General features: G+C 68.2%; 26 protein-coding genes. 21 read left to right on the forward strand and 5 right to left on the reverse strand.

From position 1 onward, the window contains the following. Positions 1-270 precede the first annotated feature (270 nt). The 4 genes from dnaB (at position 271) to AC1DB1_RS04575 (ending at position 3,482) form a co-directional block, all read left to right on the forward strand. Positions 271-1,644 (forward strand): replicative DNA helicase, encoded by a 1,374-nt coding sequence (gene dnaB, locus AC1DB1_RS04560; protein ID WP_271176504.1) that lies wholly within the window; start codon positions 271-273, stop codon positions 1,642-1,644. Positions 1,645-1,670: 26 nt separating this feature from the next. Next, positions 1,671-2,477, forward strand: coding sequence for a hypothetical protein (locus AC1DB1_RS04565; RefSeq protein ID WP_477199934.1), 807 nt, complete (start codon positions 1,671-1,673; stop codon positions 2,475-2,477). A 106-nt stretch (positions 2,478-2,583) separates the two neighbouring features. Next, the gene (locus AC1DB1_RS04570) at positions 2,584-2,766 is read left to right on the forward strand and encodes a hypothetical protein (RefSeq protein ID WP_477199935.1); all 183 of its coding nucleotides are present in this window, start codon (positions 2,584-2,586) and stop codon (positions 2,764-2,766) included. Positions 2,767-2,978: 212 nt separating this feature from the next. Continuing rightward, positions 2,979-3,482, forward strand: a complete 504-nt coding sequence (locus AC1DB1_RS04575; RefSeq protein ID WP_271177665.1) for a hypothetical protein — start codon at positions 2,979-2,981, stop codon at positions 3,480-3,482. Between the two features lie 4 nt (positions 3,483-3,486). Here AC1DB1_RS04575 and AC1DB1_RS04580 read toward each other — a convergent pair whose 3' ends face one another. After that, positions 3,487-4,179: a Pr6Pr family membrane protein gene (locus AC1DB1_RS04580; RefSeq protein ID WP_271177664.1), complete on the reverse strand. Its 693-nt coding sequence runs from the start codon at positions 4,177-4,179 to the stop codon at positions 3,487-3,489. A gap of 134 nt (positions 4,180-4,313) precedes the next feature. Here AC1DB1_RS04580 and AC1DB1_RS04585 point away from each other — a divergent pair, with 134 nt between their 5' ends. Continuing rightward, complete coding sequence (locus AC1DB1_RS04585; RefSeq protein WP_271177663.1) at positions 4,314-4,901, forward strand: DUF308 domain-containing protein; 588 nt, start codon at positions 4,314-4,316, stop codon at positions 4,899-4,901. 26 nt (positions 4,902-4,927) lie between these two features. Beyond that, positions 4,928-5,200 (forward strand): hypothetical protein, encoded by a 273-nt coding sequence (locus tag AC1DB1_RS04590; RefSeq protein WP_271177662.1) that lies wholly within the window; start codon positions 4,928-4,930, stop codon positions 5,198-5,200. Between the two features lie 111 nt (positions 5,201-5,311). On the opposite strand, the gene purB is transcribed toward AC1DB1_RS04590, so the two are convergent. Beyond that, positions 5,312-6,691, reverse strand: coding sequence for an adenylosuccinate lyase (purB, locus tag AC1DB1_RS04595; protein ID WP_477199936.1), 1,380 nt, complete (start codon positions 6,689-6,691; stop codon positions 5,312-5,314). A gap of 66 nt (positions 6,692-6,757) precedes the next feature. After that, positions 6,758-7,147: a phage holin family protein gene (locus AC1DB1_RS04600; protein WP_271177660.1), complete on the reverse strand. Its 390-nt coding sequence runs from the start codon at positions 7,145-7,147 to the stop codon at positions 6,758-6,760. Between the two features lie 103 nt (positions 7,148-7,250). On the opposite strand from AC1DB1_RS04600, the gene AC1DB1_RS04605 reads away from it, so the two are divergent. The 4 genes from AC1DB1_RS04605 (at position 7,251) to AC1DB1_RS04620 (ending at position 12,459) form a co-directional block, all read left to right on the forward strand. Continuing rightward, positions 7,251-8,360 (forward strand): histidinol-phosphate transaminase, encoded by a 1,110-nt coding sequence (locus tag AC1DB1_RS04605; RefSeq protein WP_271177659.1) that lies wholly within the window; start codon positions 7,251-7,253, stop codon positions 8,358-8,360. A 4-nt stretch (positions 8,361-8,364) separates the two neighbouring features. Further along, positions 8,365-9,501 (forward strand): thiamine pyrophosphate-dependent dehydrogenase E1 component subunit alpha, encoded by a 1,137-nt coding sequence (locus AC1DB1_RS04610; RefSeq protein WP_477199937.1) that lies wholly within the window; start codon positions 8,365-8,367, stop codon positions 9,499-9,501. Positions 9,502-10,001: 500 nt separating this feature from the next. Continuing rightward, a complete protein-coding gene (locus AC1DB1_RS04615; protein ID WP_271177681.1) occupies positions 10,002-10,967 on the forward strand; it encodes an alpha-ketoacid dehydrogenase subunit beta in 966 nt (321 codons plus the stop codon). Between the two features lie 22 nt (positions 10,968-10,989). Next, positions 10,990-12,459: a dihydrolipoamide acetyltransferase family protein gene (locus AC1DB1_RS04620; RefSeq protein WP_477199938.1), complete on the forward strand. Its 1,470-nt coding sequence runs from the start codon at positions 10,990-10,992 to the stop codon at positions 12,457-12,459. A 34-nt stretch (positions 12,460-12,493) separates the two neighbouring features. On the opposite strand, the gene AC1DB1_RS04625 is transcribed toward AC1DB1_RS04620, so the two are convergent. Beyond that, positions 12,494-13,684, reverse strand: a complete 1,191-nt coding sequence (locus AC1DB1_RS04625) for a low temperature requirement protein A (RefSeq protein WP_477199939.1) — start codon at positions 13,682-13,684, stop codon at positions 12,494-12,496. A gap of 90 nt (positions 13,685-13,774) precedes the next feature. Between AC1DB1_RS04625 and AC1DB1_RS04630 the strand changes: the two genes are divergently transcribed. The 10 genes from AC1DB1_RS04630 to AC1DB1_RS04675 all read left to right on the forward strand — a co-directional run bounded on the left by AC1DB1_RS04630 (position 13,775) and on the right by AC1DB1_RS04675 (position 20,932). Beyond that, entirely contained in the window at positions 13,775-14,227 is a 453-nt protein-coding gene (locus AC1DB1_RS04630; protein ID WP_477199940.1) for a GNAT family N-acetyltransferase, read from the forward strand. Between the two features lie 95 nt (positions 14,228-14,322). Continuing rightward, positions 14,323-15,243, forward strand: a complete 921-nt coding sequence (locus AC1DB1_RS04635; RefSeq protein ID WP_477199941.1) for a metal ABC transporter solute-binding protein, Zn/Mn family — start codon at positions 14,323-14,325, stop codon at positions 15,241-15,243. A 65-nt stretch (positions 15,244-15,308) separates the two neighbouring features. Further along, a complete protein-coding gene (locus AC1DB1_RS04640) occupies positions 15,309-16,115 on the forward strand; it encodes a metal ABC transporter ATP-binding protein (protein ID WP_477200082.1) in 807 nt (268 codons plus the stop codon). Then, positions 16,112-16,993, forward strand: a complete 882-nt coding sequence (locus tag AC1DB1_RS04645) for a metal ABC transporter permease (protein WP_271177653.1) — start codon at positions 16,112-16,114, stop codon at positions 16,991-16,993. Before AC1DB1_RS04640 ends, AC1DB1_RS04645 begins: the two co-directional genes overlap by 4 nt. Positions 16,994-17,003: 10 nt before the next feature. Further along, positions 17,004-17,390 (forward strand): Fur family transcriptional regulator, encoded by a 387-nt coding sequence (locus AC1DB1_RS04650; RefSeq protein WP_271177652.1) that lies wholly within the window; start codon positions 17,004-17,006, stop codon positions 17,388-17,390. A 170-nt stretch (positions 17,391-17,560) separates the two neighbouring features. Next, positions 17,561-17,797, forward strand: coding sequence for a 50S ribosomal protein L28 (rpmB, locus tag AC1DB1_RS04655; protein WP_055857759.1), 237 nt, complete (start codon positions 17,561-17,563; stop codon positions 17,795-17,797). Continuing rightward, on the forward strand, positions 17,797-17,964 hold the full coding sequence (rpmG, locus tag AC1DB1_RS04660; protein ID WP_085367414.1) for a 50S ribosomal protein L33: 168 nt from the start codon (positions 17,797-17,799) through the stop codon (positions 17,962-17,964). The genes rpmB and rpmG overlap by 1 nt, the downstream gene beginning before the upstream one ends. A 3-nt stretch (positions 17,965-17,967) precedes the next feature. After that, entirely contained in the window at positions 17,968-18,273 is a 306-nt protein-coding gene (gene rpsN, locus AC1DB1_RS04665; protein ID WP_477199942.1) for a 30S ribosomal protein S14, read from the forward strand. Between the two features lie 234 nt (positions 18,274-18,507). Continuing rightward, a complete protein-coding gene (locus tag AC1DB1_RS04670) occupies positions 18,508-18,795 on the forward strand; it encodes an HU family DNA-binding protein (RefSeq protein WP_271177650.1) in 288 nt (95 codons plus the stop codon). Between the two features lie 226 nt (positions 18,796-19,021). Beyond that, positions 19,022-20,932, forward strand: coding sequence for a bifunctional copper resistance protein CopD/cytochrome c oxidase assembly protein (locus tag AC1DB1_RS04675; protein WP_373877144.1), 1,911 nt, complete (start codon positions 19,022-19,024; stop codon positions 20,930-20,932). Positions 20,933-20,960: 28 nt separating this feature from the next. Here AC1DB1_RS04675 and AC1DB1_RS04680 read toward each other — a convergent pair whose 3' ends face one another. Further along, entirely contained in the window at positions 20,961-22,034 is a 1,074-nt protein-coding gene (locus AC1DB1_RS04680; RefSeq protein WP_477199943.1) for a hypothetical protein, read from the reverse strand. A 92-nt stretch (positions 22,035-22,126) separates the two neighbouring features. Between AC1DB1_RS04680 and AC1DB1_RS04685 the strand changes: the two genes are divergently transcribed. Next, on the forward strand, positions 22,127-23,425 hold the full coding sequence (locus tag AC1DB1_RS04685) for an ATP-dependent DNA helicase (RefSeq protein ID WP_271177647.1): 1,299 nt from the start codon (positions 22,127-22,129) through the stop codon (positions 23,423-23,425). Positions 23,426-23,452 lie beyond the last annotated feature (27 nt).

The following is a 23,452-nucleotide window of genomic DNA, read 5'->3' on the forward strand; positions in this document are numbered from 1 at the left end:
GCTACGGCGTTTCGCGCAGTTTGTCCCCAGGGTTATCCACAGGCCGAGTTGTGAGGATCGTCACGCGCTCCCTAGGGTGGAGCGACGTCGACACACGGGGGTCGGCGCAACCCGGCTTCGCACTCATCGTGTCGGTGGGTCGCAGTATCCAGGAGTGAGTATCGGTCTCGCCAGCGAGCCGTCGCGCGCAGGGTCGCGTGCAGGCGTTCACTGGAAACGAGCGCCGAATACGCACGCCCGCGCAACGCAACGAACAACAGAGGAGACATCGTGTCGATCGCCCATCTGGGTCTCGCTGACCAACGCGAACCGGGCGAAGGCAGGACTCACGAGCGAACGCCGCCGCACGACCTCCTGGCTGAACAGAGCGCGCTCGGCGGGATGCTGCTCAGCAAGGACGCCGTCGCGGACGTCGTCGAAGTGGTGCGCGGTGGCGACTTCTACATCCCCAAGCACGAGATCATCTACGACGCCATCCTGTCGCTGTACTCGCACGGCGAGCCGACCGATGTGATCACGGTCACCGACGAGCTGACCAAGGTCGGCGAGCTCTCCCGCGCCGGCGGTGCGGAGTACCTCCACACGCTCACCAGCCTCGTGCCTACCGCGGCCAACGCCGGCTACTACGCGAACATCGTCGCCGAGAAGGCGCTTCTGCGACGTCTCGTGGAGGCGGGCACCCGCATCACGCAGATGGGCTACAAGGCCGAGGGCGAGGTGCTCGATCTGGTGAACAACGCGCAGGCCGAGATCTACTCGGTCACCGGTTCGCAGGAGACCGAGGACTACGTGCCGCTCACCGACGCGGTGACCGTCGCGATCGACGAGATCGAGGCCGCGAGTCACAAAGACGGTTCCATGACCGGCGTGCCGACCGGCTTCGCCGAGCTCGACGAGCTCACGAACGGCCTGCACCCGGGCCAGATGATCATCGTCGCCGCGCGTCCGGCGCTCGGAAAGTCGACGCTCGCGCTCGACTTCGCTCGGGCCGCGTCCATCCACCACGAGATGCCCACGATCTTCTTCTCCCTCGAGATGGGTCGCAGCGAGATCGCGATGCGTCTGCTCTCGGCCGAGGCATCGGTGCCCCTCCAGAGCATGCGTAAAGGCAAGGTGGAGAGCCGCGACTGGACCACGATCGCCGCCACCCGCGGTCGCATCAATGACGCCCCGCTCTACATCGATGACAGCCCGAACATGACGCTCGTCGAGATCCGGGCCAAGTGCCGTCGCCTCAAGCAGCGCGTCGGCCTCAAGATGGTCGTCATCGACTACCTCCAGCTGATGACGAGCGGCAAGCGCGTCGAGAGCCGCCAGCAGGAGGTCAGCGAGTTCTCCCGAGCGCTCAAGCTGCTCGCCAAGGAGCTCCAGGTGCCCGTGATCGCCCTCTCGCAGCTGAACCGTGGCCCCGAGCAGCGCGCCGACAAGCTGCCGGCGCTGAGCGACCTCCGTGAATCCGGATCGATCGAGCAGGACGCCGACATGGTGATCCTGCTCCACCGCGAGTCCGCCTACGAGAAGGACAACCCGCGCGCGGGCGAGGCCGACCTGATCGTGGCCAAGCACCGTAACGGCCCCACGCGAACTGTCACCGTGGCCTTCCAGGGCCACTTCTCGCGGTTCACCGATATGGCGCCGATCTAGGCCGCGACTCCCCGCGCCGTCTCGACATGGAATTGCCCCGCCTGCAGCGCGACGTCCTGGATGCCGCACTGCCGCGCATCCAGGCGGATCACCGTGTGGTCGGCGTCGCCGTCGCCGGATCGATCGCCGCTGGGCACGCAGACGACTACTCGGATGTCGACCTGATCATCGCCGTCGCCGACGGGGCCTTCGACGAGGTCATGGCGCAACGGCTCGAGCTCGTCGGTTCCTGGACGCCGCTCGTCATCGGATTCACCGGTGAACACGTCGGGGAGCCGCGCCTGATCGTGAGCCTGGTCGGGCCGCCTGTCGTTCATGTCGACCTGAAGTTCGTGCGGATCTCGGACTTCGCGCAGCGCATCGATGATCCCGTGATCGTCTCGGACCGCACGGATGCATTGGCGCGTGAACTGGCCGCGCATCCGCTCGAGGTGGCCGCAACCGACTTTCAGTGGTTCGAGGACCGATTCTGGGTCTGGGTGCACTACGGCGCCACCAAGCTGGGACGCGGGGAGCTCTTCGAGGTGCTGAGCGTGCTCAGCGACCTGCGTTCGCTCGTCCTCGGCCCGCTGGCCGCCCTGCGCGCCGGGGAGCGTCCACGGGGCGTCCGTCGACTCGAGGCGGTCGCGCCCGACGATGCGCGGGCGCTGCAGGCGACCATCGGCGCCTACGACCGCGCGGCCGCAGCGCAGGCCCTGCTCGCGTGCGCGGCGCTCTATCGCGAATGGATGGCGTCGCTCAGCAGCGCTGTCACTCGTCGATCCGAAGCGGAGCGGCTCGCGGTGGCGTACCTTCACGACGTGATCGCCGCCGATGGGGAGCTCGGTCGATGAAGGAATGTGGCGGAAGTCGTCCTCTGATCACCGCGTTCGTGGACGAATCAGAGCCGGACCAGTCCTGGAGTCTTGCGGAAAGGAAGACCGGCTGGATCGTCAACTGTTGGACACGCTTCGTGCCCGCAAGGTCATCGACAGCTCGTTGCGTATGCACCACCAGCGCGGCTCGGCTGAGCCGTTGCTATGGATTCCGGACACGGTGTGCGGCGCAATCAACTTCGGTCGAAGCGGCGAGGGGTCGTTTCTCGGGCCGATCCGGCAACGTGTGACGATCGTCACCGTTTAAGCGCAGAACCCTGGGCCTCGCGCAGCGAGATCTCCCAGGGTTCACTTCCGGTACCACCGCGATGGCCCGACAGGAACATCCTCTCAAGTCTTGCGACGAGGAGCAGCACTGAACATGCAATGCGGGCACCGCCCGCAGAATACCTCCCGAGGATGATGCGGGTCGGCCGAGCGCACGACGCGAGCACCGGCCGCGCGGTGTGGAATAGAGGTATGGACGTCACACTTCTCGCTCTGCTCCAGGGTGTCGGCGCCGTCGCGCTGGCCGTGGTGGCGTTCGCGGGGGCGCTGACCTGGCCGTCGCTGATCGCGCCGATCCAGGGGATGCGCACGGACCGCTCACGCCTGCTGACTTTCTGCGGGCTCGGCCTCGTGCTCCTCATCGCGACGGTGCCGCTCTATCTCGCGCCCGGGCTGCTCCTGCGCGACCAGCTCGGGTTCGCCCTGGTCTTCCCTGTGGCGGCGACCTGGCTCATCGCCGCGGCGGCCCTGCTGCTACGCGGCCTGCTGGCGACCGGGGTCACGCGCGTCGTGTCGTACGCCTACGCCATCGTCTCGATCGCCGGCCTCTTCGCGGGAATCGTGTCGGGCCTCTTCGCTCAGCACCGCATCGCGGACACCATCACGCCGACCGGCGCGTTCCTGCTCGCCCTGTCAGCGGTGACCGCGACCATCGTCTGGTCGAAGACCGACTCCCCCGCCGTCCGTCCGGTCTGAGGTCTCAGGCGGTTTCGACCGCAGCGACCGCGGATCGCCCGGGCCAGCGTCTCGAGATCCACAGGATCACGAACCCGACGCACAGGATGACCGCAGCGATGAGCAGCACATAGAACGAGACCGAGAGGTAGCCGTTCGCCGACGTCGCCGGGTTCATGAACGGGTACGGGTACCAGGGTCTTCCGGTGAGCTTGTCGATCGCGAGCGGGCCCCGGATGAGCGTATAGAGCGCCCAGACGATCGGGAAGCTCGCGATCCACCACAGCACGTTCGTGCGCAGCTGCGTGCGCCCTGGCGCGAAGAGCCAGTCGAGCAGCAGGTAGATCGGTCCCACCACGTGCAGGATCTCGTTGGACCACTCGAGCGTCCGCCCTTGCGGGAGCGGGATGTTCCGCAGCAGCAGGTTGTAGACGATCCCGGTCGTCACCATGTAGGTCGTGATCACCGCGCGCAGGATGCTGAACCACTCCGGATCGGCGCCCGACCGGGTGAACATGAACCACGCGCCGATGAGCAGCACGACGACGTAGCCGACATTCGACTCGATGGTGAAGAAGCTGAAGAAGTTGACAGCGAAGAACCCCACATCGCCGCCGTCGGCCCTGGTGAAGTTCGCGCTGTGCACGAACTGGGCCACGATGGCGACGATGGTGAGCACGGCCATGACGACGCGGACGATGCCGAATCCGATGCGCATCGAATCTCCTCGTGGGTCGGCCGGCCGGTCGCCGACAGGGCCGAGCATAGTGATGGCGCGGTCCTCCACGCGGCAAACGCGCAGCAATGGCGCTACTAAACTGGGAGGGAATCCCGTATGAGAGAGGTCGCCTCGTGGCACCCGCTGTTCCTGCCCAGAAATCCAGACGGTACTGGGTCGTCCCCGTCGTCAGGGCCGTCGTCGCTCTGATCGCGGCCGCGGTGATCACCTTCACCCGCGACGCCCACACGGCCGAGTTCGGCCTGATCGTCTTCGGCGTGTTCGCCCTGATCGAAGGGTTCGCGGTCGCGCTGCTGAGTCTGCGCACGGTCACAGACCCCGTCACCCGCACGCTCTTCCTGGTGCAGGGCGCGATCGGGGTGCTCTCGGGCATCCTCGCGCTCACGCTCATGACCAGCGGACTGGGCCTCTACCTCTTCCTGGTCAGCGTGTGGGCAGCGCTCACCGGCTTCCTCGAGCTCTACGCCGGACTGCGTAACCGCGCCAAAGACCCGGCTGCACGCGACTGGCTGGTGACCGGATCGCTCACAGCAGTGCTCGCGATCGTGTTCCTCCTCATCCCGTCCGACGTCGTGCTGGCCATCGGCCTGTTCGGCGCCTGGGCGGTCGTCGTCGGCGTCTTCCAGGCGATCGGCGGAGCCACTCTTCAGAACGCCGCGCGTCACGACACCGCCCCCGAGAGCGCTGGGAGCGGATCGTGAGCAGGCGAGACAAGAAAGACCCCCGCGTGACTTCCAGCACCCAGCCGAGCCGTCGAGACCGTTTCCTGCCCACCGAGCTGCTCGGCATCTCCGCCGCTCTCGGCGTGTTCGTGGGCCTGATCGTTCTCATCTCCACCCGGGAATTCGTTCTGGCCGGCATCGCGCTCGGCGTCGCCTTCATCCTCTCGCTGGTGCTGATGGCCCTGTTCGCCCTCGCGTTCAAGCCGAACGCGGCCGAGGTGCACGACCTCGAAGAGCAGAACGCCGAGCAGAAGAAAGACGGCCCGGCCCCCCACTGAGCCCGGCCCTCTCACCCCGAAGCCCGACGTAATCGAGTCCGGGAGAAATCGGGGTCATCGCGACCCGACGGCTGATTTCTCCTGGACTCGATGGCGGCGGCGACTCGGGGCTCAGAGGTAGTCGACGAGGGCGGACGCGACGCCCGTGTAGGTCTGCGGCGTGAGCTCGAGCAGGCGCTGCTTGGCCGCCTGACTGAGATCGAGTCCGGCCACGAACTCAACCAGTCCATCACGGTCGACACGCTTGCCGCGGGTGAGCTCCTTGAGCAGCGCGTACGGGTCGGTGATCTGCGACCGGCCGGCGGTGACCTCCGCGCGGATCAGGGTCTGGATCGCCTCGCCGAGCACCTCCCAGTTGGCGTCGAGGTCGGCGGCGAGCAGGTCGCGGTCGAGAGCGATCTGACCGAGGCCGCGCTGGATGTTGTCGAGCGCGAGCAGCGAGTGGCCGAGCCCGACGCCGATGTTGCGCTGCGTGGTGGAGTCGGTGAGGTCGCGCTGCAGGCGGCTGGTGACGAGGGTGGCGGCGAGCGAGTCGAGCACCGCCGAACTGAGTTCGAGGTTCGCCTCGGCATTCTCGAACCGGATGGGGTTCACCTTGTGCGGCATCGTCGACGATCCGGTGGCGCCGGGCTCCGGCGTCTGACGGAAGTAGCCGAGCGAGATGTACGTCCAGATGTCCGTGGCCAGGTTGTGCAGGATGCGGTTGGCGTGGGAGACGCGGTTGTAGAGCTCGGCCTGCCAGTCGTGCGACTCGATCTGCGTGGTGAGCGGGTTCCACTCGAGCCCGAGGCTGGTGACGAACTCGCGCGAGATGCGGGGCCAGTCCGCATCCGGATCGGCGACCACATGCGCGGCGAACGTTCCTGTGGCCCCGCTGAACTTGCCGAGGTACTCGGTGCGGTCGACCTGAGCCGCGACGCGCTCGAGGCGGTACGCGAAGACCGCGAGCTCCTTGCCCATCGTGGTGGGCGTCGCCGGCTGACCGTGTGTGCGGGCCAGCATCGCGTCGTCGCGGTATTCGATCGCCTGGGCGCGCAGCTCGCCGATGACCGACCGGAGCTTCGGAAGCCACACCTCGTTGATCGCGGCGCTCACCGTGAGGGCGTACGAAAGGTTGTTGATGTCTTCGCTCGTGGCGGCGAAGTGCGTGAGCTCCGCGATCGAGTCGAGACCGAGCGCGTGCAGGCGCTCGCGAACCAGGTACTCCACGGCCTTCACGTCGTGCTTGGTGGTGGCCTCCAGCTCGGCGAGGCGGTCGATCTCGGGCTGCCCGAAATCAGCGGCCAGCGCGCGCAGCGACTCGACCTGCGCCTCGGTGAGGGGCGACGAGCCGAACATCCGGTGGCTGGTCAGAAAGATCAGCCACTCGACCTCGACCTGCACACGGGCCCGGTTGAGGCCCGCCTCCGAGAGGTGGTCGCCGAGGCCGAGGACCGCCTGGCGGTAACGGCCGTCGAGGGGGCTCAGCGGCTGGGGAGGCAGGGCGGTCATGAGGCTCCTTGCGTGGTGGGATACGCGACTATTCTCGCGCATCCGCACCACGGCCGGCGCCGGAGGCTAGTCGCGGCGGGTGAGCGGGCGCAGCACGAGCCCGAGCAGCCAGGCGATCAGGCCGAGCACCAGCGCGCCGAGCACGCCCCACCAGAAGCCCGAGATGTAGAGGCCGAAGCCCATCAGGCTGCTGATCCACGCGACGAGCAGCAGGAGGAGACCGTTCACGATGAACGAGATGAGCCCGAGCGTCAGGATGTACAGCGGGAAGGCGACGATCCGGATGGCCGTGCCGACGATCGCGTTCACCACACCGAAGATCAGGGCGATCAGCAGGTACGTGAGAACGGTCGGGAGGGTTCCCGGGTCGTACGGCTTGACGGTGACGCCCGAGACGATGAGCGTCGTCAGCCAGAGCGCGAACGCGTTGATGATGAGGCGCAGGAGGAATCGCATGGCACCATGATGGCAGCGTGACCGGGATTCTGTACCCCTGCGCCGCCAATCGGGCGTGCGAGGAATTCCCCCTGCGGAATGCGGCCGCGGGTAAGTTGGGTCTGTGAGCTCTGAAGACGCCCCCGGCGTGAAGCTGCGCCAGGAGATCGTGGACGTACCCGCCTACAAGCAGGGACGCGCGGCACCGGCCGACGGCTTCAAGCTGTCCAGCAACGAGAACCCCTTCGCTCCGCTGCCCTCGGTGGTGGATGCGGTGGGCGCCGTTCTCGGCGACCTCAACCGCTATCCCAACGCCGGCGGTCTCGATCTGCGTGAGCGGCTCGCCCAGCGCCACGGCATCGGCGTGGGACAGGTGCACCTCGGCAACGGCTCGGTCTCCCTGCTGGCGCAGCTGATCTCCGCCGCCGCCGGAGCCGGGGACGAGGTCGTCTACGCGTGGCGCTCGTTCGAGGCGTATCCGGGTCTCGTGACCGTCGCCGGTGCGACGAGTGTGCAGGTTCCGAACCGCGCCGACGGCTCGCACGATCTCGCCGCGATGGCGGCGGCGATCACCGATCGCACCCGTGTCGTCATCGTCTGCACCCCCAACAACCCGACCGGCCCGATCGTCACGGCCGCGGAGTTCGAGACGTTCATGGCGGCGGTGCCGCCGCACCTGCTCGTGCTCCTCGACGAGGCCTACTACGAGTTCGTCACCGACGACGGGTCGGTGGACGGCATCCCGCTGCTCGGCCGCTACCCCAACCTGGTCGTGCTCCGCACCTTCTCCAAGGCCTACGGGCTCGCCGCGCTCCGTATCGGCTACGCCGTCGGTCAGGAGGCGGTGCTCAACGCGGCACGCTCCGCCGCGATCCCGCTGTCGGTGATCGACGCCGCCCGCGTGGCCGCGCTCGCGTCGATCGACTCGGAGGACGAGCTCATGGAGCGCGTCGCGCGGGTCGCGATGCGTCGCGACGAGCTCCGGGATGCGCTCATCGCGCAGGGCTGGAACGTTCCGCAGGCGCAGGGCAACTTCATCTGGCTGGCGACCGGCGACGAGACGGCCTGGGCGAACGACGCCTTCTTCGATGCCGGACTGACCGTTCGCGCATTCGCACCGGAGGGCATCCGGATCAGCGTCGGGGAGCAGGAATCTGTGGAGAAACTCCTTCAGGTCGCGGCCGATCTTGTGCGGAACCTACCAAATGGGCACCCGGCCAAGCGGTTAGGTTAGTACGGTGGCTGCAACGAACGATAACCCGCGCCCGGCGAACACCGTCCAGTTGCTGACGGCTGATGGCCGGTTCCAGCCGACCGACGAGGCCGCGGAATACCTCCCCTATCTCGAGCGTCTCGGTGAAGACGACTATCGGCGCTTCTACCGCGACATGGTCGTGGTGCGCCGGTTCGACCACGAGTCCGCGAACCTGCAGCGTCAGGGCCAGCTGGCCCTCTGGGTGCCCAGCCACGGCCAGGAGGCGGCCCAGGTCGGCTCCGGCCACGCGGCGCGTCCCCAGGACCACATCTTCCCCTCGTACCGCGAGCACGTCGTCGGCATGATCCGCGGTCTCGACCCCGTCGACATCCTGCGAATGCTCCGCGGCGTCACGCTCGGCGGCTGGAACCCAGCAGAGAACGGGAACTTCCACCTCTACTCCCTGGTGCTCGGCTCGCAGAGCCTGCACTCCACGGGCTACGCGATGGGCATCCAGCTCGACGGCAAGGCCGGAACGGGCGACCCGGAGAAGGATGAGGCGGTGGTCGTCTACTTCGGTGACGGCGCATCGTCGCAGGGCGATGTCAGCGAGGCCCTGGTCTTCGCCGCGAGCTACCGCACGCCCCAGGTCTTCTTCCTGCAGAACAACCAGTGGGCCATCTCGGTGCCCGTCGAGCGCCAGTCGCGCACACCGCTGTACCTGCGCGGGAGCGGCTTCGGCATCCCGGGCACACGCGTCGACGGCAACGACGTGCTCGCGAGCTATGCCGTGACCAAGAAGTGGCTCGACGAGGCGCGTGCAGGCGAAGGCCCTGCCCTCATCGAGGCCGTGACCTACCGCGTCGGCGCGCACACCACCGCCGACGACCCCACGAAGTACCGCACCGACGACGAGCTGCAGTCATGGATCGCCCGCGACCCGATCGCGCGCTACCGCACGTACCTCTCCGACCTCGGCGTCGGCGACTCCTTCTTCTCGTCGGTGGACGAAGAGGCCGCCGACCTCGCGGCCGACGCCCGGCGCCGGCTGCTCGAGGTGGTCCCGCCGCCCATGGACGTGATCTTCGACCACGTCTATGCCGAGCCGCACCCGCTGATTGCCGAGCAGAAGGAATGGGCGCAGCGTTACGAGGCGTCCTTCGATGAGGAGCGCGCATGAGCGACCTGAACCAGCGTTTCCCCGTGATCGCCGACCGTGTCGGCGACGAGGACGAGCAGCTCGAAGTGCATGAGGCCGAGCTCGTCGACGAGACCACCACCGCCCCCGACTCCCAGCACGGCGCTCAGGATGGCGCAGGCGATGCCACGCCGACCGAGGACGTGCTGATCGTCGAGCCCGAGCCCGACACGGTCGCCGAGGGCTCTGCGCCCGTCGACATCACCGCGGCGTTCCAGGTGAACGCCGACCCCGACCTCGAGCAGGGCGACGTTCCGAAGTCGGAGTTCGAGGAGGAGGCGGAGGCGGAGGCGGACGAGGTCGCCGAGGCCGTCGAGGTCGACGCACCCGAAGCACCCGAAGCACCCGAAGTACCGCAGGCTACCGAGCAGGAAGTAGTGCCGGCCGCCGGACAGCCGGCCGCTGCCGCTCAGCCGGCCGCCGCCGCGCAGCCGGTCGCCGAGTCCGCGGCCCCTGCCGTCCCAGCGAACCCCATCGTCTCGATGCCGCTCGGCAAGGCCATTAACAAGGGCCTGCACGATGCGCTCGCGAACGACCCCAAGGTGCTGCTGATGGGCGAGGACATCGGCCCGCTGGGCGGCGTCTACCGCGTCACCGAGGGCCTGCACGCCGAGTTCGGGCCGCAGCGCGTGCTCGACACCCCGCTCGCCGAGTCCGGCATCCTGGGCACCGCGATCGGTCTCGCCATGCGCGGCTACCGCGCGGTGTGCGAGATCCAGTTCGACGGGTTCATCTTCCCCGCGTTCGACCAGATCACCACCCAGCTCTCCCGGATGCGCAACCGCCACGAGGGAACGGTCACGATGCCGATCGTGATCCGCGTGCCGTACGGCGGCCACATCGGCTCGATCGAGCACCATTCGGAGAGCCCCGAGGCGTACTTCGCGCACACTCCCGGCCTGCGCGTCGTCAGCCCGAGCAACTCGCACGACGCGTACTGGATGATCCAGGAGGCCATCGCCTCCGACGACCCCGTGCTGTTCTTCGAGCCCAAGAGCCGTTACTTCGTCAAGAGCGAGGTCAACCTCGCCGAGAACGCGTCACCGTTGCACTCCGCGCGGGTCGCCCGCGCCGGCACCGACGTGACCGTGGTCGCGCACGGCGCCATGGTGTCGACCCTGCTGCACGCCGCCGACCTGGCGGCCGAGGAGGGAACCAGCCTCGAGGTGATCGACCTGCGCTCCGTCTCGCCGATCGACTACGGCCCTGTGCTCGACTCGGTTCGCAAGACGGGACACCTGGTCGTCGTGCAGGAGGCCCAGGGCAACGCCAGCGTGGGATCGGAGATCGCGGCCACGGTCGCCGAGCGCGCCTTCTACTCGCTCGAGGCACCGGTCATCCGGGTATCCGGGTTCGACACCCCCTACCCGCCGTCGAAGGTCGAGGCGATGTACCTTCCGGATGCAGACCGCGTGCTCGAAGCCGTGGATCGCAGCCTCTCCTACTGACCGGACCGAAAGAAGTGGCAGCATGAGCGATTCCAAGTTCCTCCTCCCGGATGTCGGCGAAGGCCTGACCGAGGCGGAGATCGTCTCCTGGAAGGTCGGCCCCGGTGATTCTGTGGCGGTCAACCAGGTGATCGTCGAGATCGAGACGGCCAAATCACTCGTCGAGCTTCCCTCTCCGTTCGAGGGCGTCGTCGGCGAACTGCTGGTGTCGGAGGGGCAGACGGTCGACGTCGGAACCCCGATCATCACGGTCTCGAACGCCGGAGGAGCAGTTGACGCTCCTGTCTCCGAACCGGTGACCGAGGTGCAGGAGGCCGCGACGGACACCGCCGCGAGTGTCTCGCACGAGGTGGATGCTGCTCCCGCGGCCGAGAAGGCGGAGGCCCCGCTCGTCGGTTACGGGGCGTCGGGCCACGGTTCCAGCCGCCGCCGCCGGGTCAGCCACCCCGGCACCAACGCCGTCCCCGTGACCGTTGCAGCGACCGCCGAGGCTCCGGCCGCTGCGGCACCTGCGGCACAGGCTCCGGCTGCGCCGACCCCGCCTGCCGCTTCGGCGCCGACGGCCTCCGCAGCCCCCGCTGCCTCGGCGGCGCCGCTCACGGTGCGCCCGGAGATCGCGACGACGCCGCACCCTCCCGTCATCACGAAGCCGCCGATCCGCAAGCTCGCCAAAGACCTCGGCGTCGACCTCACGCAGGTGACTCCCACGGGCCCGATTGGCGACATCACCCGCGACGACGTGCTGCGCGAGGCGACGCAGGCCACGGTGTTCCGCAACCTGCAGACGCCGGAGTGGCCGAACGACCGTGAGGAGCGCATCCCGGTCAAGGGAGTGCGCAAGGCCATCGCGAACGCCATGGTGTCGAGCGCGTTCAGCGCCCCGCACGTCAGCCTGTTCGTCGACGTGGATGCGACGCGCACGATGGAGTTCGTCAAGCGGCTCAAGAACTCGCCCGACTTCGCCGGCGTCAAGGTGTCGCCGCTGCTGATCATGGCCAAAGCCATCATCTGGGCGGTGCGGCGCAACCCAACGGTCAACTCGTCGTGGACCGACGAGGAGATCATCATCCGCCACTACGTGAACCTCGGCATCGCCGCGGCCACGCCGCGCGGGCTCATCGTGCCGAACGTCAAGGATGCCCAGGACATGTCGCTGCTCGAGCTGGCGGCCGCGCTGGAGCAGCTCACGATCACCGCGCGCGACGGCAAGACCTCGCCGGCCGACATGGCCAACGGCACGATCACGATCACCAACATCGGCGTGTTCGGGATGGACACCGGTACGCCGATCCTCAACCCGGGCGAGGTCGGCATCGTCGCGCTCGGCACGATCAAGCAGAAGCCGTGGGTCGTTGACGGCGAGGTGCGCCCGCGCTTCGTCACGACGCTCGGCGCCTCGTTCGATCACCGCATCGTCGATGGGGATGTCGCGTCGCGCTTCCTCGCCGACGTCGCGAGCATCATCGAAGAGCCGGCGCTGCTGCTCGACTGAGCCGAGCGCGGTCGTCTTCCTCTGACTCGACCGCTCAGTGCTCGCGGTACCAGACGACCGCGCCGTACACGGCGGGCACCGCCAGGGCCGCGATGGTGATCAGCAGCACGGCGGTGGGCGCGAGTGGGAGCCCGAGGATCGCCAGCAGGACGAGCACGACTCCGGCTCCCGCCTTGAGCGCCGGGCTGAGCACGGGAGCCGTCGGCTCATCCGGGCCACGCGCCAGGGTCGTCTCGATGACGGCGATCGTGACGAGCACCAGGGCGACGCCGCCGAGCAGCAGCGAGCGGTCGAAGGGCTCCATGGGTGCGGCCGTGTCGTGCAACCCGAGGGCGATGCCCACCCCCGCCAGCACGATCCCGATCAGCATGATCATGTGCAGGTACACCCACGCGAGCACGATGCCGAACCGCTGCCGCACCGGCCGGCGCGCGACGAAGTCGTAGTAGACCCACCACATCCCGAAGCCGACCGCGAGGCCGAGTGCAGCATCCGCGATCGTCAGGCCCGAGAGCCGCTCGAGAGTGTTCGCCGCGGCGACGGACTGGATGACCTCCGCCACCGTCTCCCCGAGCACGATCATCGTGAACAGCCCGAAGCGCTCGGGGAACTTGTCCTCGGTGATCGGCGGGAGCCCGGCCTGGAAGCGTGCGGTGATCGCCGGGGTGGCGATCTCGAGCAGCACGGCCGCCGTCCACAGCACGAGTCTCACGTCGTGCGGAACGAAGAAGCTCACGACGATCAGCAGGGCCGACACGAGGAATCCGCCGAAGAAGCCGAACGCGGCGCGGCGGAAACGCGGCACGTGATACCCGGCACGCAGCCAGAGGGCGATGTTCAGGCTGCGGGCGAGCAGGTACGACAACGCGAAGCCGAGGTAGTTCGAGCCGAGTCCGTCGCGTCCCCAGATGGCCAGGCCGGCGACGCTCAGGATGGCGATGAAGGTGAAGACCCTCGTCTCGATCCCGTCGGATTCGAAACGCTCGGTGTAGTAGGTGAAGGCGTTCCAGATCCAGAACACCGCGATGAACTGCACGGTGAAGGCGACCAGATCGTGGGTCTCGTCGACGCCGCTCGCGAGCACGGCGACGATGACGACGAAGACGAGGTCGAAGAACAGCTCCAGCCAGCCGACGGGATGGCGCTGGTCGCCGTCGTCCCGCAGCTGCGGCGTGCGCCACGCGCCGCGCCGCTCCCCCGTCTTCGTTCCCGCCGCTCGGGCCATCCGCCCATTGTGCACCCACCCGCCGTCGCCCGCCCCGCCCTAGCCCACCCCGCCGCCCATATTGCGTTGGCCTCGGCCTAGGCTGGCGGGATGAGCGGGAGCGGGAGCGGGAGCAGCGTGGTCGTGATCGACGCGGGGGGCGTTGCGGGGGCTGTCGGGCGCGATGAGGCGCTCGCCCTCTACGAGGCGGTCGGCTGGAGCGCGTACACGAAGAACCCTGACGGACTCGTACGCGCGCTCGCCGGATCGACCCTGGTGGCGACCGCCCGCGACGGCGACCGCCTGGTCGGCCTCGCCCGCGTGGTGACCGACGGGGCGAGCATCCTGTACCTGCAGGACGTGCTCGTGCACCCGGATGCCCAGCGCACCGGCCTCGGCCGCCGCCTGGTGTCGGCGCTGCTCGACGCGTATCCGGATGTGCGCCAGAAGGTGCTGCTGACCGACGACGAGCCCGCGCAGAAGGCCTTTTACGAGTCGCTCGGTTTCGGCGACACCCGCGAAGTGCACGGCGGCGTGCTGCGCGCCTTCGTGCGCTTCGACTGACGGCGTCCTCGTGGTTTTGACAATCATTATCAATAACAGCTAACGTCGAGTGTGGCCGCAATCGGCCGTCCATCACGACTTAGACAGGTCCCCCCATGAAGACGCGCACCCTCGTCTCCACTCTCGCCCTCTCCGCCGCAGCCGCCGTGACGCTCGCGCTCGCCGGATGCTCGACCGGCTCCGCCGGCGCCTCGGGCGGTCGCACGTCCGACACGCTCTCGGTGGTCGCCAGCACCAATGTCTACGGCGACATCGCCCAGAGCATCGCCGGCGACGCCGTGACCGTCACCTCGATCATGTCCGACCCCGCGCAGGATCCGCACTCGTTCGAGGCGAGCGCCCAGAGCCAGCTCGCGATCTCGAAGGCCGACATCGTCATCGAGAACGGCGGAGGCTACGACGACTTCATGGACACCATGCTGGCCTCGTCGAAATCGAAGGCCACCGTGCTGAACGCGGTCGACATCTCCGGCAAGAAGGCTGTCGATGGGCAGCTGAACGAGCACGTCTGGTACGACTTCCCGACCATGCAGAAGCTCACCGACCGACTGGTCTCGGCGCTCACCGAGGCCGATCCCGCCCAGGCGACGACGTTCGCGAAGAATGGGCAGGCCTTCGCCGCCGAGCTCACCGCGCTCGAGGCCAGAACGGCGGAGTTGAAGAAGACGCACGCCGGCGAGGGCGCCGCCATCACCGAACCCGTGCCGCTCTACCTGCTCGAGGCGATCGGCCTGGTCGACAAGACCCCCGCCGCGTTCAGCGAGGCCATCGAGGCCGGCACCGACGTCTCCCCCGCAGTGCTCAAGAAGACCGTCGACCTGTTCGACAGCAAGGCCGTGAAACTGCTCGCCTACAATGAGCAGACCAGCGGGCCGGAGACCGAGAGAGTGCTCTCCGCCGCCAAGAAGGCCGGCGTAGCGATCGTGCCGGTGACAGAGACCCTCCCGAGCGGCAAGGACTACGACAGCTGGATGACGGGCAACATCGACGCCGTGGCGAAAGCCCTCGGCGCGTGACGACCAACCCGGGTGGTCCCGAGACCGAACCCCTCGATCGGGTCCCCGACCCGTCCGAGGGTCCGATCGTGCTCAGCCTCCGCAACGCCGACCTCGGCTTCGGGGACCGCACGCTCTGGAGCGGGCTCGACCTCGACGTGCATGCCGGCGAGTTCGTCGCGGTGCTCGGGCCGAACGGCTCCGGCAAGACGAGTCTGCTGAAGACGATCCTGGGTCAGCAGCGGCTCGACGCGGGCACGATCGAGTTCGACGGGCATCCGGTTCGCCGCGGCGACCGCAGGATCGGCTACATCCCGCAGCAGAAGCTCATCTCTCCCGGCACTCCGATGCGCGCCCGCGACCTGGTGGCGCTCGGCGTGAACGGCCACCGCTGGGGGCTGCCGATCCCTTCGCGCTCCGACCGGGATCAGGTCGAACGGCTGATCGATGCCGTCGGCGCCCGCCGGTACGCGAACGCTGCGGTCGGGTCGCTGTCCGGCGGCGAGCAGCAACGCCTGCGGGTGGGGCAGGCGCTCGCCGGGGACCCGGCCCTCCTGCTCTGCGACGAGCCCCTCCTCTCGCTCGACCTGCAGCACCAGCGCGGGGTCAGCGAGCTCATCGACCGGCGCCGGCGCGACCATGGCAGCGCGGTGGTGTTCGTGACCCACGATGTGAACCCCGTGCTCGGGATGGTCGACAAGGTGCTCTACCTCGCCGGCGGCCGGTTCCGCGAGGGGACGCCGGAAGAGGTGCTGCGCAGCGACGTGCTGACCGACCTCTACGGCACTCCCGTCGACGTGATCCGCACCCACGGCCGCATCGTCGTGGTGGGCATCCCGGATGCGGAGACGCACGACCACGCCCACGACGACCACCGGGAGGCGGCACGATGATCGCCCACCTCGCCGACTCCCCCGATCTCTGGTCGCAGCTGTTCAATTTCGCCAACTACGGCGAACTGCTCGCGCTCGTGAAGAACTCGATCTTCGCGGGCGCCGTGCTCGGCATCGTCGGCGGACTGATCGGCGTCTTCGTGATGCAGCGCGACATGGCGTTCGCCGTGCACGGGATCAGCGAACTCTCGTTCGCCGGTGCCGCCGCCGCCCTGCTGTTCGGCGTGAATGTCGTGCTCGGCTCGCTCGCCGGATCGCTCATCGCGGCCATCCTGATCGGGATCCTCGGTGCCAAGGCGCGCGATCGCAACTCGATCATCGCCGTGCTGATGCCGTTCGGGCTCGGACTCGGCATCCTGTTCCTGGCCCTGTATCCGGGGCGCAGCGCGAACAAGTTCGGACTCCTCACCGGTCAGATCGTGTCGGTCGACGATCCGCAGCTCGGCTGGCTCATGGTGATCGGCGCCGTCGTCGTGGTCGGCCTGCTGCTGATGTGGCGCCCGCTCAGCTTCGACAGCCTGGATGCGGATGTCGCGGCCTCCCGCGGCGTACCGGTGCGTTTCGTCGCGCTGGCCTTCATGGTGCTGCTCGGGCTCGCGGTCGCGGTGTCGGTGCAGATCGTGGGCGCGCTGCTCGTTCTCTCCCTGCTCGTCACGCCGGCCGCCGCCGCGATGCGCATCTCGTCGTCGCCGCTGGCCGTGCCGCTGCTGAGCGTGGCGTTCGCGCTCGTCTCCGTGGTGGGCGGCATCATGCTCGCCCTCGGCGGGTCGCTGCCGATCAGCCCCTACGTCACCACGATCTCGTTCGTCATCTACGTCATCTGCCGGATCGTCGGAGCCCGTCAGGGTTCCCGGCGTCCCGTGAGGCTGGCGGGATAGCCTGGATGACGTGAAACGCAACACCTGGCAGCGAGAGGCCGTCCGCGAGGCTCTGACCTCGACGGAGGGCTTCATCAGCGCGCAAGGGCTTCACCTGAGCCTGCACGAGACGGGCTCCCCGATCGGCCTCGCGACCGTCTACCGGGCGCTCGCCGATCTCGCCGCGGAGGGCGACGCCGATTCCCTCCAGTCGCCCGACGGCGAGAGCCTCTACCGGGCGTGCACGACGGGTCACCACCATCACCTCATCTGCCGCAACTGCGGGCTCACGGTCGAGATCGAGGCGGATGCGGTGGAGCAGTGGGCGCAGGCAGCTGCGGCGTCGCACGGGTTCACGCAGGCGCAGCACGTCGTCGACGTGTTCGGGCTGTGCGCGAACTGCTCGCGCCCCGCCTGACGGCGTGATTGGCGCGGCGGCCGTCCGTCGCGTAGTATTGATGTTTGGTCGAGTGGGCCTCTCCCACTTCGATCGTACGCAAACCCCCAACTCCTCGGATGACGGGCGTTGAGCGTGCCGACAAGTGACCTTGGGCGGAGCATTCGGCTCCGCGGTATTGGAGAACAGCAATGGCAGCAGTGTGCCAGGTGACTGGAGCCGTTCCCGGCTTCGGACACAACATTTCGCACTCGCACCGACGCACGAAGCGTCGTTTCGACCCGAACATCCAGAAGAAGACGTACTTCGTTCCGTCGCTTCGCCGTAACGTCACCCTGACCCTGAGCGCCAAGGGCATCAAGGTCATCGACGCCCGTGGCATCGAATCCGTGGTCAAGGACCTCCTGGCCCGTGGGGAGAAGATCTAATGGCAAAGCAGCAGGACGTCCGTCCGATCATCAAGCTTCGTTCGACGGCTGGAACCGGTTACACCTACGTGACCAAGAAGAACCGTCGCAACAACCCCGACCGTCTCGTGCTCAAGAAGTACGACCCCGTAGTGCGCAAGCACGTCGACTTCCGAGAGGAGCGCTAAGACATGGCTAAAACGTCCAAGATCGCCAAGAACGAGCAGCGCAAGGTAATCGTCGAGCGCTACGCCGCGAGGCGTGCCGAGCTCAAGAAGGCCCTCGTCGACCCGAACGGCACCGACGAGTCGCGCGAAGCGGCCCGCCTGGGCCTGCAGAAGCTCCCCCGCGACGCTTCGCCGATCCGCGTGCGCAACCGCGACGCCGTCGACGGCCGCCCGCGCGGAAACCTCAGCAAGTTCGGGATCTCGCGTGTCCGCTTCCGTGACATGGCACACCGTGGCGAGCTGCCCGGCATCACCAAGTCCAGCTGGTAATCAGCGCGACGAACACTCGTGAGGGGTGTCCGGCTTCGGCCGGGCACCCCTTCGTCGTACCCGAGTCTGTGGATTCATCGACCTAGTTGGCGAAAAACGCCGGGAATCCGCGTGTTCTCGCGGGATTCTGATACATTCGAGGCGGTCGAACCGACCAAACGTAACGGCCCGCGTGGCCTCAACCGTTCCACTAAGAAGCTGTAAAGACAGCACAAGGTCCGAGGAGGACACTCAATGGCTGACAAGTCGCTGAACAAGACCGAGCTCGTTGCCGCGATCGCCGCATCGTCGGGTCAGAGCCAGGCTGCCGTCGGTGGCGTGCTCGACGCATTCTTCGCCACCGTCGCGGAGACCGTCTCCAACGGTGGCAAGGTCACCATCCCGGGCTGGCTCGCCGCCGAGCGCACCGAGACCGCTGCCCGCACCGGCCGCAACCCGCAGACCGGCGCCGAGATCAACATCCCGGCCGGCCACCGCGTCAAGCTGACCGCTGGTTCGAAGCTCAAGGCTGCTGTCAAGTAGTCTCACCTGCTTCCTCGAGGGCGGTGCCGCGATTGCGGTGCCGCCCTCGTCGCATCCGCGTGAGCCTCCCGCTCGGGCACGCGCACGCGCACGGGCGCGGGCGCGGGCACGCGCATCGGGACCGGCTGTGTGCAGCCTCTCAGCGGCCTCGACGTAGGCTTGTCCGGTGCCCCGAATCGTCCGGATAGCCGGCCCAGCCGTGCTGCTGATCGTCGCCGTCCTCGCGATGGTCGCGGCACTCGCGTTCGGTGGTGGCGCGGCCGCCCCTCTGCTGGCCGATCCGGGCGCTCTCGTGCGCTGGGGCCTCCCCACGGCGACGCTCATCGTCAACCTGAGCGCGGCGGGCGCGATCGGCGCCCTCGTGCTCGCCTGCTTCGCGTTCAGCCCGGGCAAGCCCGAGTTCGGCGCCTCCCTCGATTTCGCCGCCGGCTCCGCCGCCGTCATGACCGTCGCGTCCGCGGTGACCGGTCTCTTCACCTTCGTCAGCGCCTCCAATGTGCCGCTGTCGTTCGACGCGACGTTCACCAACGGCCTGAGCTCGTTCATCACGAGCGTGTCTCTCGGGCAGGCCTGGCTGGGCATCACGCTCATCGCCGCCGCGGTGACCGTGCTCTGCTTCGCGGTGCGCAACCACACCGCACTCATCTTCGTCACCGCGCTCGCCATCGCCTCGATCATCCCGATGGCGCAGCAGGGCCACAGCGCGGATGCCGCCGGCCACGACGCCGCGGTGACCTCCTTCGGTCTCCACGTGCTGTTCGCAGCCATCTGGCTGGGTGGTCTGGTCACGATGATCGTCCTCCGCCGCCGCTTCGAGGGCGGGCGGCTCGTCACGGTGCTGGAGCGCTACTCGACGCTGGCGCTGATCGCGTTCATCGTGGTGGCAGCATCCGGTTATGTCAACGCCGAGCTGCGCGTCGGCACTCTCGCGCAGCTCGCCACGCCGTACGGCATCCTGGTGCTGATCAAGGTGGCGGCCTTGGGGGCGCTCGGCCTGTTCGGTGTGCTGCAGCGCCGCTACCTCATCGGGCGGCTCTCTGCCGGCGGATCCCGCAGCGCGTTCTGGTGGCTGGTCACCGCCGAGCTCGCCTTCATGGGGATCGCCTCCGGTGTGGCGGCCGCCCTCGCCCGTACCGCGACGCCGGTCGCCGAGAAGCTCGGCACCACCCCGACCCCGGCGGAGATCCTCACCGGGGAGAAGCTGCCGCCCGAGCTCACCTGGGGACGGCTCGTCACGAGCTGGAACTTCGACCTGCTGTGGGTGCTCGGCTGCGCCTTCGCCGCCTTCTTCTACCTGGCCGGAGTGTGGCGCCTGCGCAAGCGCGGCGACCGCTGGCCGATCCACCGCACGATCCTCTGGCTGGCCGGCCTCGTGCTGCTGTTCTACATCACGTCCGGCGGCATCAACGTGTACGAGAAGTACCTCTTCTCGACCCACATGCTGGCGCACATGGTGCTCACCATGATGGTGCCGCTGCTGCTGGTTCCCGGTGCGCCCGTGACGCTCGCCGTGCGGGCCATCCGCAAGCGGAACGACGGCTCGCGCGGCGGCCGGGAGTGGATCCTGCTTGCGGTGCACTCGCGCTTCGCCGCGGTCATCTCGAACCCGATCGTGGCCGCCGTGCTGTTCGCGGGCTCGCTCTGGGCCTTCTACTACACGCCGCTCTTCCGCTGGGCGACAACGGATCACATCGGGCACGAGTGGATGATCGTGCACTTCTTGATCACGGGCTACCTGTTCGTGCAGTCGCTGATCGGCATCGACCCGGTCAAGTACCGGCTGGCGTATCCGTTCCGGCTGATCCTCCTGCTCGGAACCATGGCGTTCCATGCGTTCTTCGGACTCTCGATCATGACCACCCAGGGGCTGCTGCTCGCCGACTGGTTCGGCTCGATGGGCCGCACCTGGGGCGCGCTGCCGCTCGTCGACCAGCAGACCGGCGGAGGGATCGCCTGGAGCGTCGGCGAGATCCCCACGGTCATCCTGGCGATCATCGTGGCCGTGCAGTGGGGCAGGAACGACGACCGCGAGACCAAGCGCCGCGATCGCAACGCCGACCGCACCGGTGAGGCCGAGCTCAACGCGTACAACGAGCGCCTCGCCAAGCTGGCGACGCGCGACGGCGCCTCCCGCTAGCCGGCGGCTGCGGCCGCGCTCGCGGCGGTCAGTCCGCCACGGTGATGTCGAGGCCGCCGTCGTCGCGGATGGTGATCGTCGAGAGCGAGACGGCGAACGGCTCGTCGCTCTCCCGTTTCGTCACCGTCCCGTCGAACAGGGACCGCACCGTCACCGAGAGGTGGGCGATCCCCTGACTGTCGGGCATCATCCAGCCGCGCTCCCCCGCCGTGATCGTCACCGGTGGGTACTTCACGATCTTCCACGTCGGCACGCCCTCGACCCGATCGTCGATCACGACGCCGAACGGGCATCCGGTCGGCTGCAGCACGTGCTGCTCGGCGCAGCCGTCGAGGTAGGCGTCGAGCTGCTTCTCGGTCTTCTCGACGAACGCGGCGTTCGGCTGGGCCACCACGCTCACCTCGACCTGTCTGCCCGGCATGCGTGCGGTGAGGGTGACCGGCTTCGCCTCGGTGTACTGGTCGCTGTGGCCGAGCGAATACACGGCCGGCGCGAAGACCAGGTAGTCGGCCGCGACGCTGAAGGCGTCGGGAGGCAGGTCTGCGGCGGCGCGCGGCTCGAGCGTGTGGCCGCCGACGGTGAACGTGTCGGCGTGCTCGACGGTGATGCGAGCCACCGTGAGCGGCGTCGCGGCGAAGCGCCAGGTGGGGAGCAGACCGAGAACGGCGCCTGTCTGACGAACGCTGAAGCGCGCGGCGACCGGGTGCCCGTCGGCCTTCGCCTGCACCGCGACCAGGTGCTCCCCCGTGCCGAGGTCGTCGTCGGAGACGATCCGGATGCCCGTCAGCGACGGCAGCACGTCGGACCGGAGCAGTTCGCGGGAGGGCGCGCTCGGCAGACCCTGGGCGCGGAGGGAGGGGGCCGTGGGGTCGGCGCCCGGCATGGACAGGGCGGCGTTCACGTCGTGATCGGCGAGGGAGTCCAGGTAGGCCGAGACGAAACCGCCGGCGCTGTACGGGCCGCGTTGCAGCGCACCGACCGCCGCGAAGAACGCGAGCAGGAGAAGAACGGCGATGCCGGACCAGAGGAGGGCGACGCGGGTGCGCGGCGACAGGGCGGCGAGGGGATGTGCCGGCGAACCGTCCGTCTCATCCCCACCCATGAGGCCATCCTATGGTCCTGTGGACAATGGCCTCCGGCATCCGTGAGCGGGTTAGAGTAGTTCGGCTACGTCGTGCGAACGAAGGGACTCGGATGGGCCGCCTCACCCTCTCGCCCGAGCAGCAGGCGGTGTTCGAACTGATCGAGAACACCCGTGAGCACGTCTTCGTGACCGGCCGCGCCGGCACCGGAAAATCGACGCTGCTCAACCATCTCGCGTGGAACACCGAGAAGTCCCTCGTGATCAGCGCACCGACCGGCGTCGCGGCGCTGAACGTCGGCGGCCAGACCATCCACTCGCTGTTCCGGCTGCCGATCGGCGTCATCGCCGACCACGACATCGAGCAGAGCGCGGAACTGCGCAAGCTCCTCAACAGCATCGACACCCTGGTCATCGACGAGGTCTCGATGGTGAACGCCGACCTGATGGATGCGATCGACCGCAGCCTGCGTCAGGCGAGGCAGCGACCGAAGGAGCCCTTCGGCGGGGCGCAGATCGTGCTGTTCGGCGACCCGTACCAACTCGCACCGGTTCCCGGCGACCCCGAGGAGCGGGCCTACTTCGGCGACAACTACCGGTCGATGTGGTTCTTCGACGCCCGCATCTGGCTGGAAGCCGACCTGAAGATCGTGGAGCTGGTGGAGATCCACCGGCAGCACGAGTCCGACTTCAAGTACATGCTGAACGCCGTGCGGCACGGTCAGGTCACCAAGGAGATCGCCGACCGCCTCAACGAGATGGGGGCGCGGCCGGCGCCGAGCGACGGCACCATCACGTTGGCGAGCCGCAACGACGCGGTGAACCGCATCAACGCCCAGGCGCTCGAACGGCTGCCCGGCCGCGCGCTCACGGCCAAGGCCGAGGTCAGCGGCGATTTCGGCGGCCGCGCCTATCCGGCAGACGAGACGCTCGAGCTCAAGGTGGGGGCGCAGGTGATGTTCCTGCGCAACGATGTCGGTCAGGGCGGAGACGGCCCCCGCTGGGTGAACGGCACGATCGGCACGGTGACGCGCATCGACTCGAACGTGTACGTCGACGTCGACGGTGAGATCCACGAGGTCGAGCCGGCGATCTGGGAGAAGTTCAAGTACTCGTACTCCCCCGCCACCAAGAAGCTGACCAAAGACGTCGTCGCCGAGTTCACGCAGTTCCCGCTGCGGCTGGCCTGGGCGGTGACCATCCACAAGTCGCAGGGCAAGACCTACGACTCGGCGATCGTCGACCTCGGCACCCGCGCGTTCAGCCCCGGCCAGACCTACGTGGCGCTCAGCCGCATCACGTCGCTCGACGGGCTCTACCTGTCGCGCCCGTTGCGTCCGAGCGACATCATGGTCGACCCCGACGTCGAGCGCTTCATGCGCACCCGGCCGCGCACGCCCAGCCTGCCCTGACCTCGTGCCCTGACCTCGTGCCCGGAT

The organism is Leifsonia sp. 10N434, assembly GCF_056394405.1.

Coding starts and splice junctions, on each gene's coding strand:
- AC1DB1_RS04565 (WP_477199934.1), top strand. CDS start 1,671: ATGGAATTGCCCCGCCTGCAGCGCGACGTCCTGGATGCCGCACTGCCG.
- AC1DB1_RS04575 (WP_271177665.1), top strand. CDS start 2,979: ATGGACGTCACACTTCTCGCTCTGCTCCAGGGTGTCGGCGCCGTCGCG.
- AC1DB1_RS04580 (WP_271177664.1), bottom strand. CDS start 4,179: ATGCGCATCGGATTCGGCATCGTCCGCGTCGTCATGGCCGTGCTCACC.
- purB (WP_477199936.1), bottom strand. CDS start 6,691: ATGACCGCCCTGCCTCCCCAGCCGCTGAGCCCCCTCGACGGCCGTTAC.
- AC1DB1_RS04600 (WP_271177660.1), bottom strand. CDS start 7,147: ATGCGATTCCTCCTGCGCCTCATCATCAACGCGTTCGCGCTCTGGCTG.
- AC1DB1_RS04615 (WP_271177681.1), top strand. CDS start 10,002: ATGCCGCTCGGCAAGGCCATTAACAAGGGCCTGCACGATGCGCTCGCG.
- AC1DB1_RS04620 (WP_477199938.1), top strand. CDS start 10,990: ATGAGCGATTCCAAGTTCCTCCTCCCGGATGTCGGCGAAGGCCTGACC.
- AC1DB1_RS04625 (WP_477199939.1), bottom strand. CDS start 13,684: ATGGCCCGAGCGGCGGGAACGAAGACGGGGGAGCGGCGCGGCGCGTGG.
- AC1DB1_RS04630 (WP_477199940.1), top strand. CDS start 13,775: ATGAGCGGGAGCGGGAGCGGGAGCAGCGTGGTCGTGATCGACGCGGGG.
- AC1DB1_RS04635 (WP_477199941.1), top strand. CDS start 14,323: ATGAAGACGCGCACCCTCGTCTCCACTCTCGCCCTCTCCGCCGCAGCC.
- AC1DB1_RS04645 (WP_271177653.1), top strand. CDS start 16,112: ATGATCGCCCACCTCGCCGACTCCCCCGATCTCTGGTCGCAGCTGTTC.
- rpmB (WP_055857759.1), top strand. CDS start 17,561: ATGGCAGCAGTGTGCCAGGTGACTGGAGCCGTTCCCGGCTTCGGACAC.
- rpmG (WP_085367414.1), top strand. CDS start 17,797: ATGGCAAAGCAGCAGGACGTCCGTCCGATCATCAAGCTTCGTTCGACG.
- rpsN (WP_477199942.1), top strand. CDS start 17,968: ATGGCTAAAACGTCCAAGATCGCCAAGAACGAGCAGCGCAAGGTAATC.
- AC1DB1_RS04670 (WP_271177650.1), top strand. CDS start 18,508: ATGGCTGACAAGTCGCTGAACAAGACCGAGCTCGTTGCCGCGATCGCC.
- AC1DB1_RS04675 (WP_373877144.1), top strand. CDS start 19,022: ATGGTCGCGGCACTCGCGTTCGGTGGTGGCGCGGCCGCCCCTCTGCTG.
- AC1DB1_RS04680 (WP_477199943.1), bottom strand. CDS start 22,034: ATGGGTGGGGATGAGACGGACGGTTCGCCGGCACATCCCCTCGCCGCC.
- AC1DB1_RS04685 (WP_271177647.1), top strand. CDS start 22,127: ATGGGCCGCCTCACCCTCTCGCCCGAGCAGCAGGCGGTGTTCGAACTG.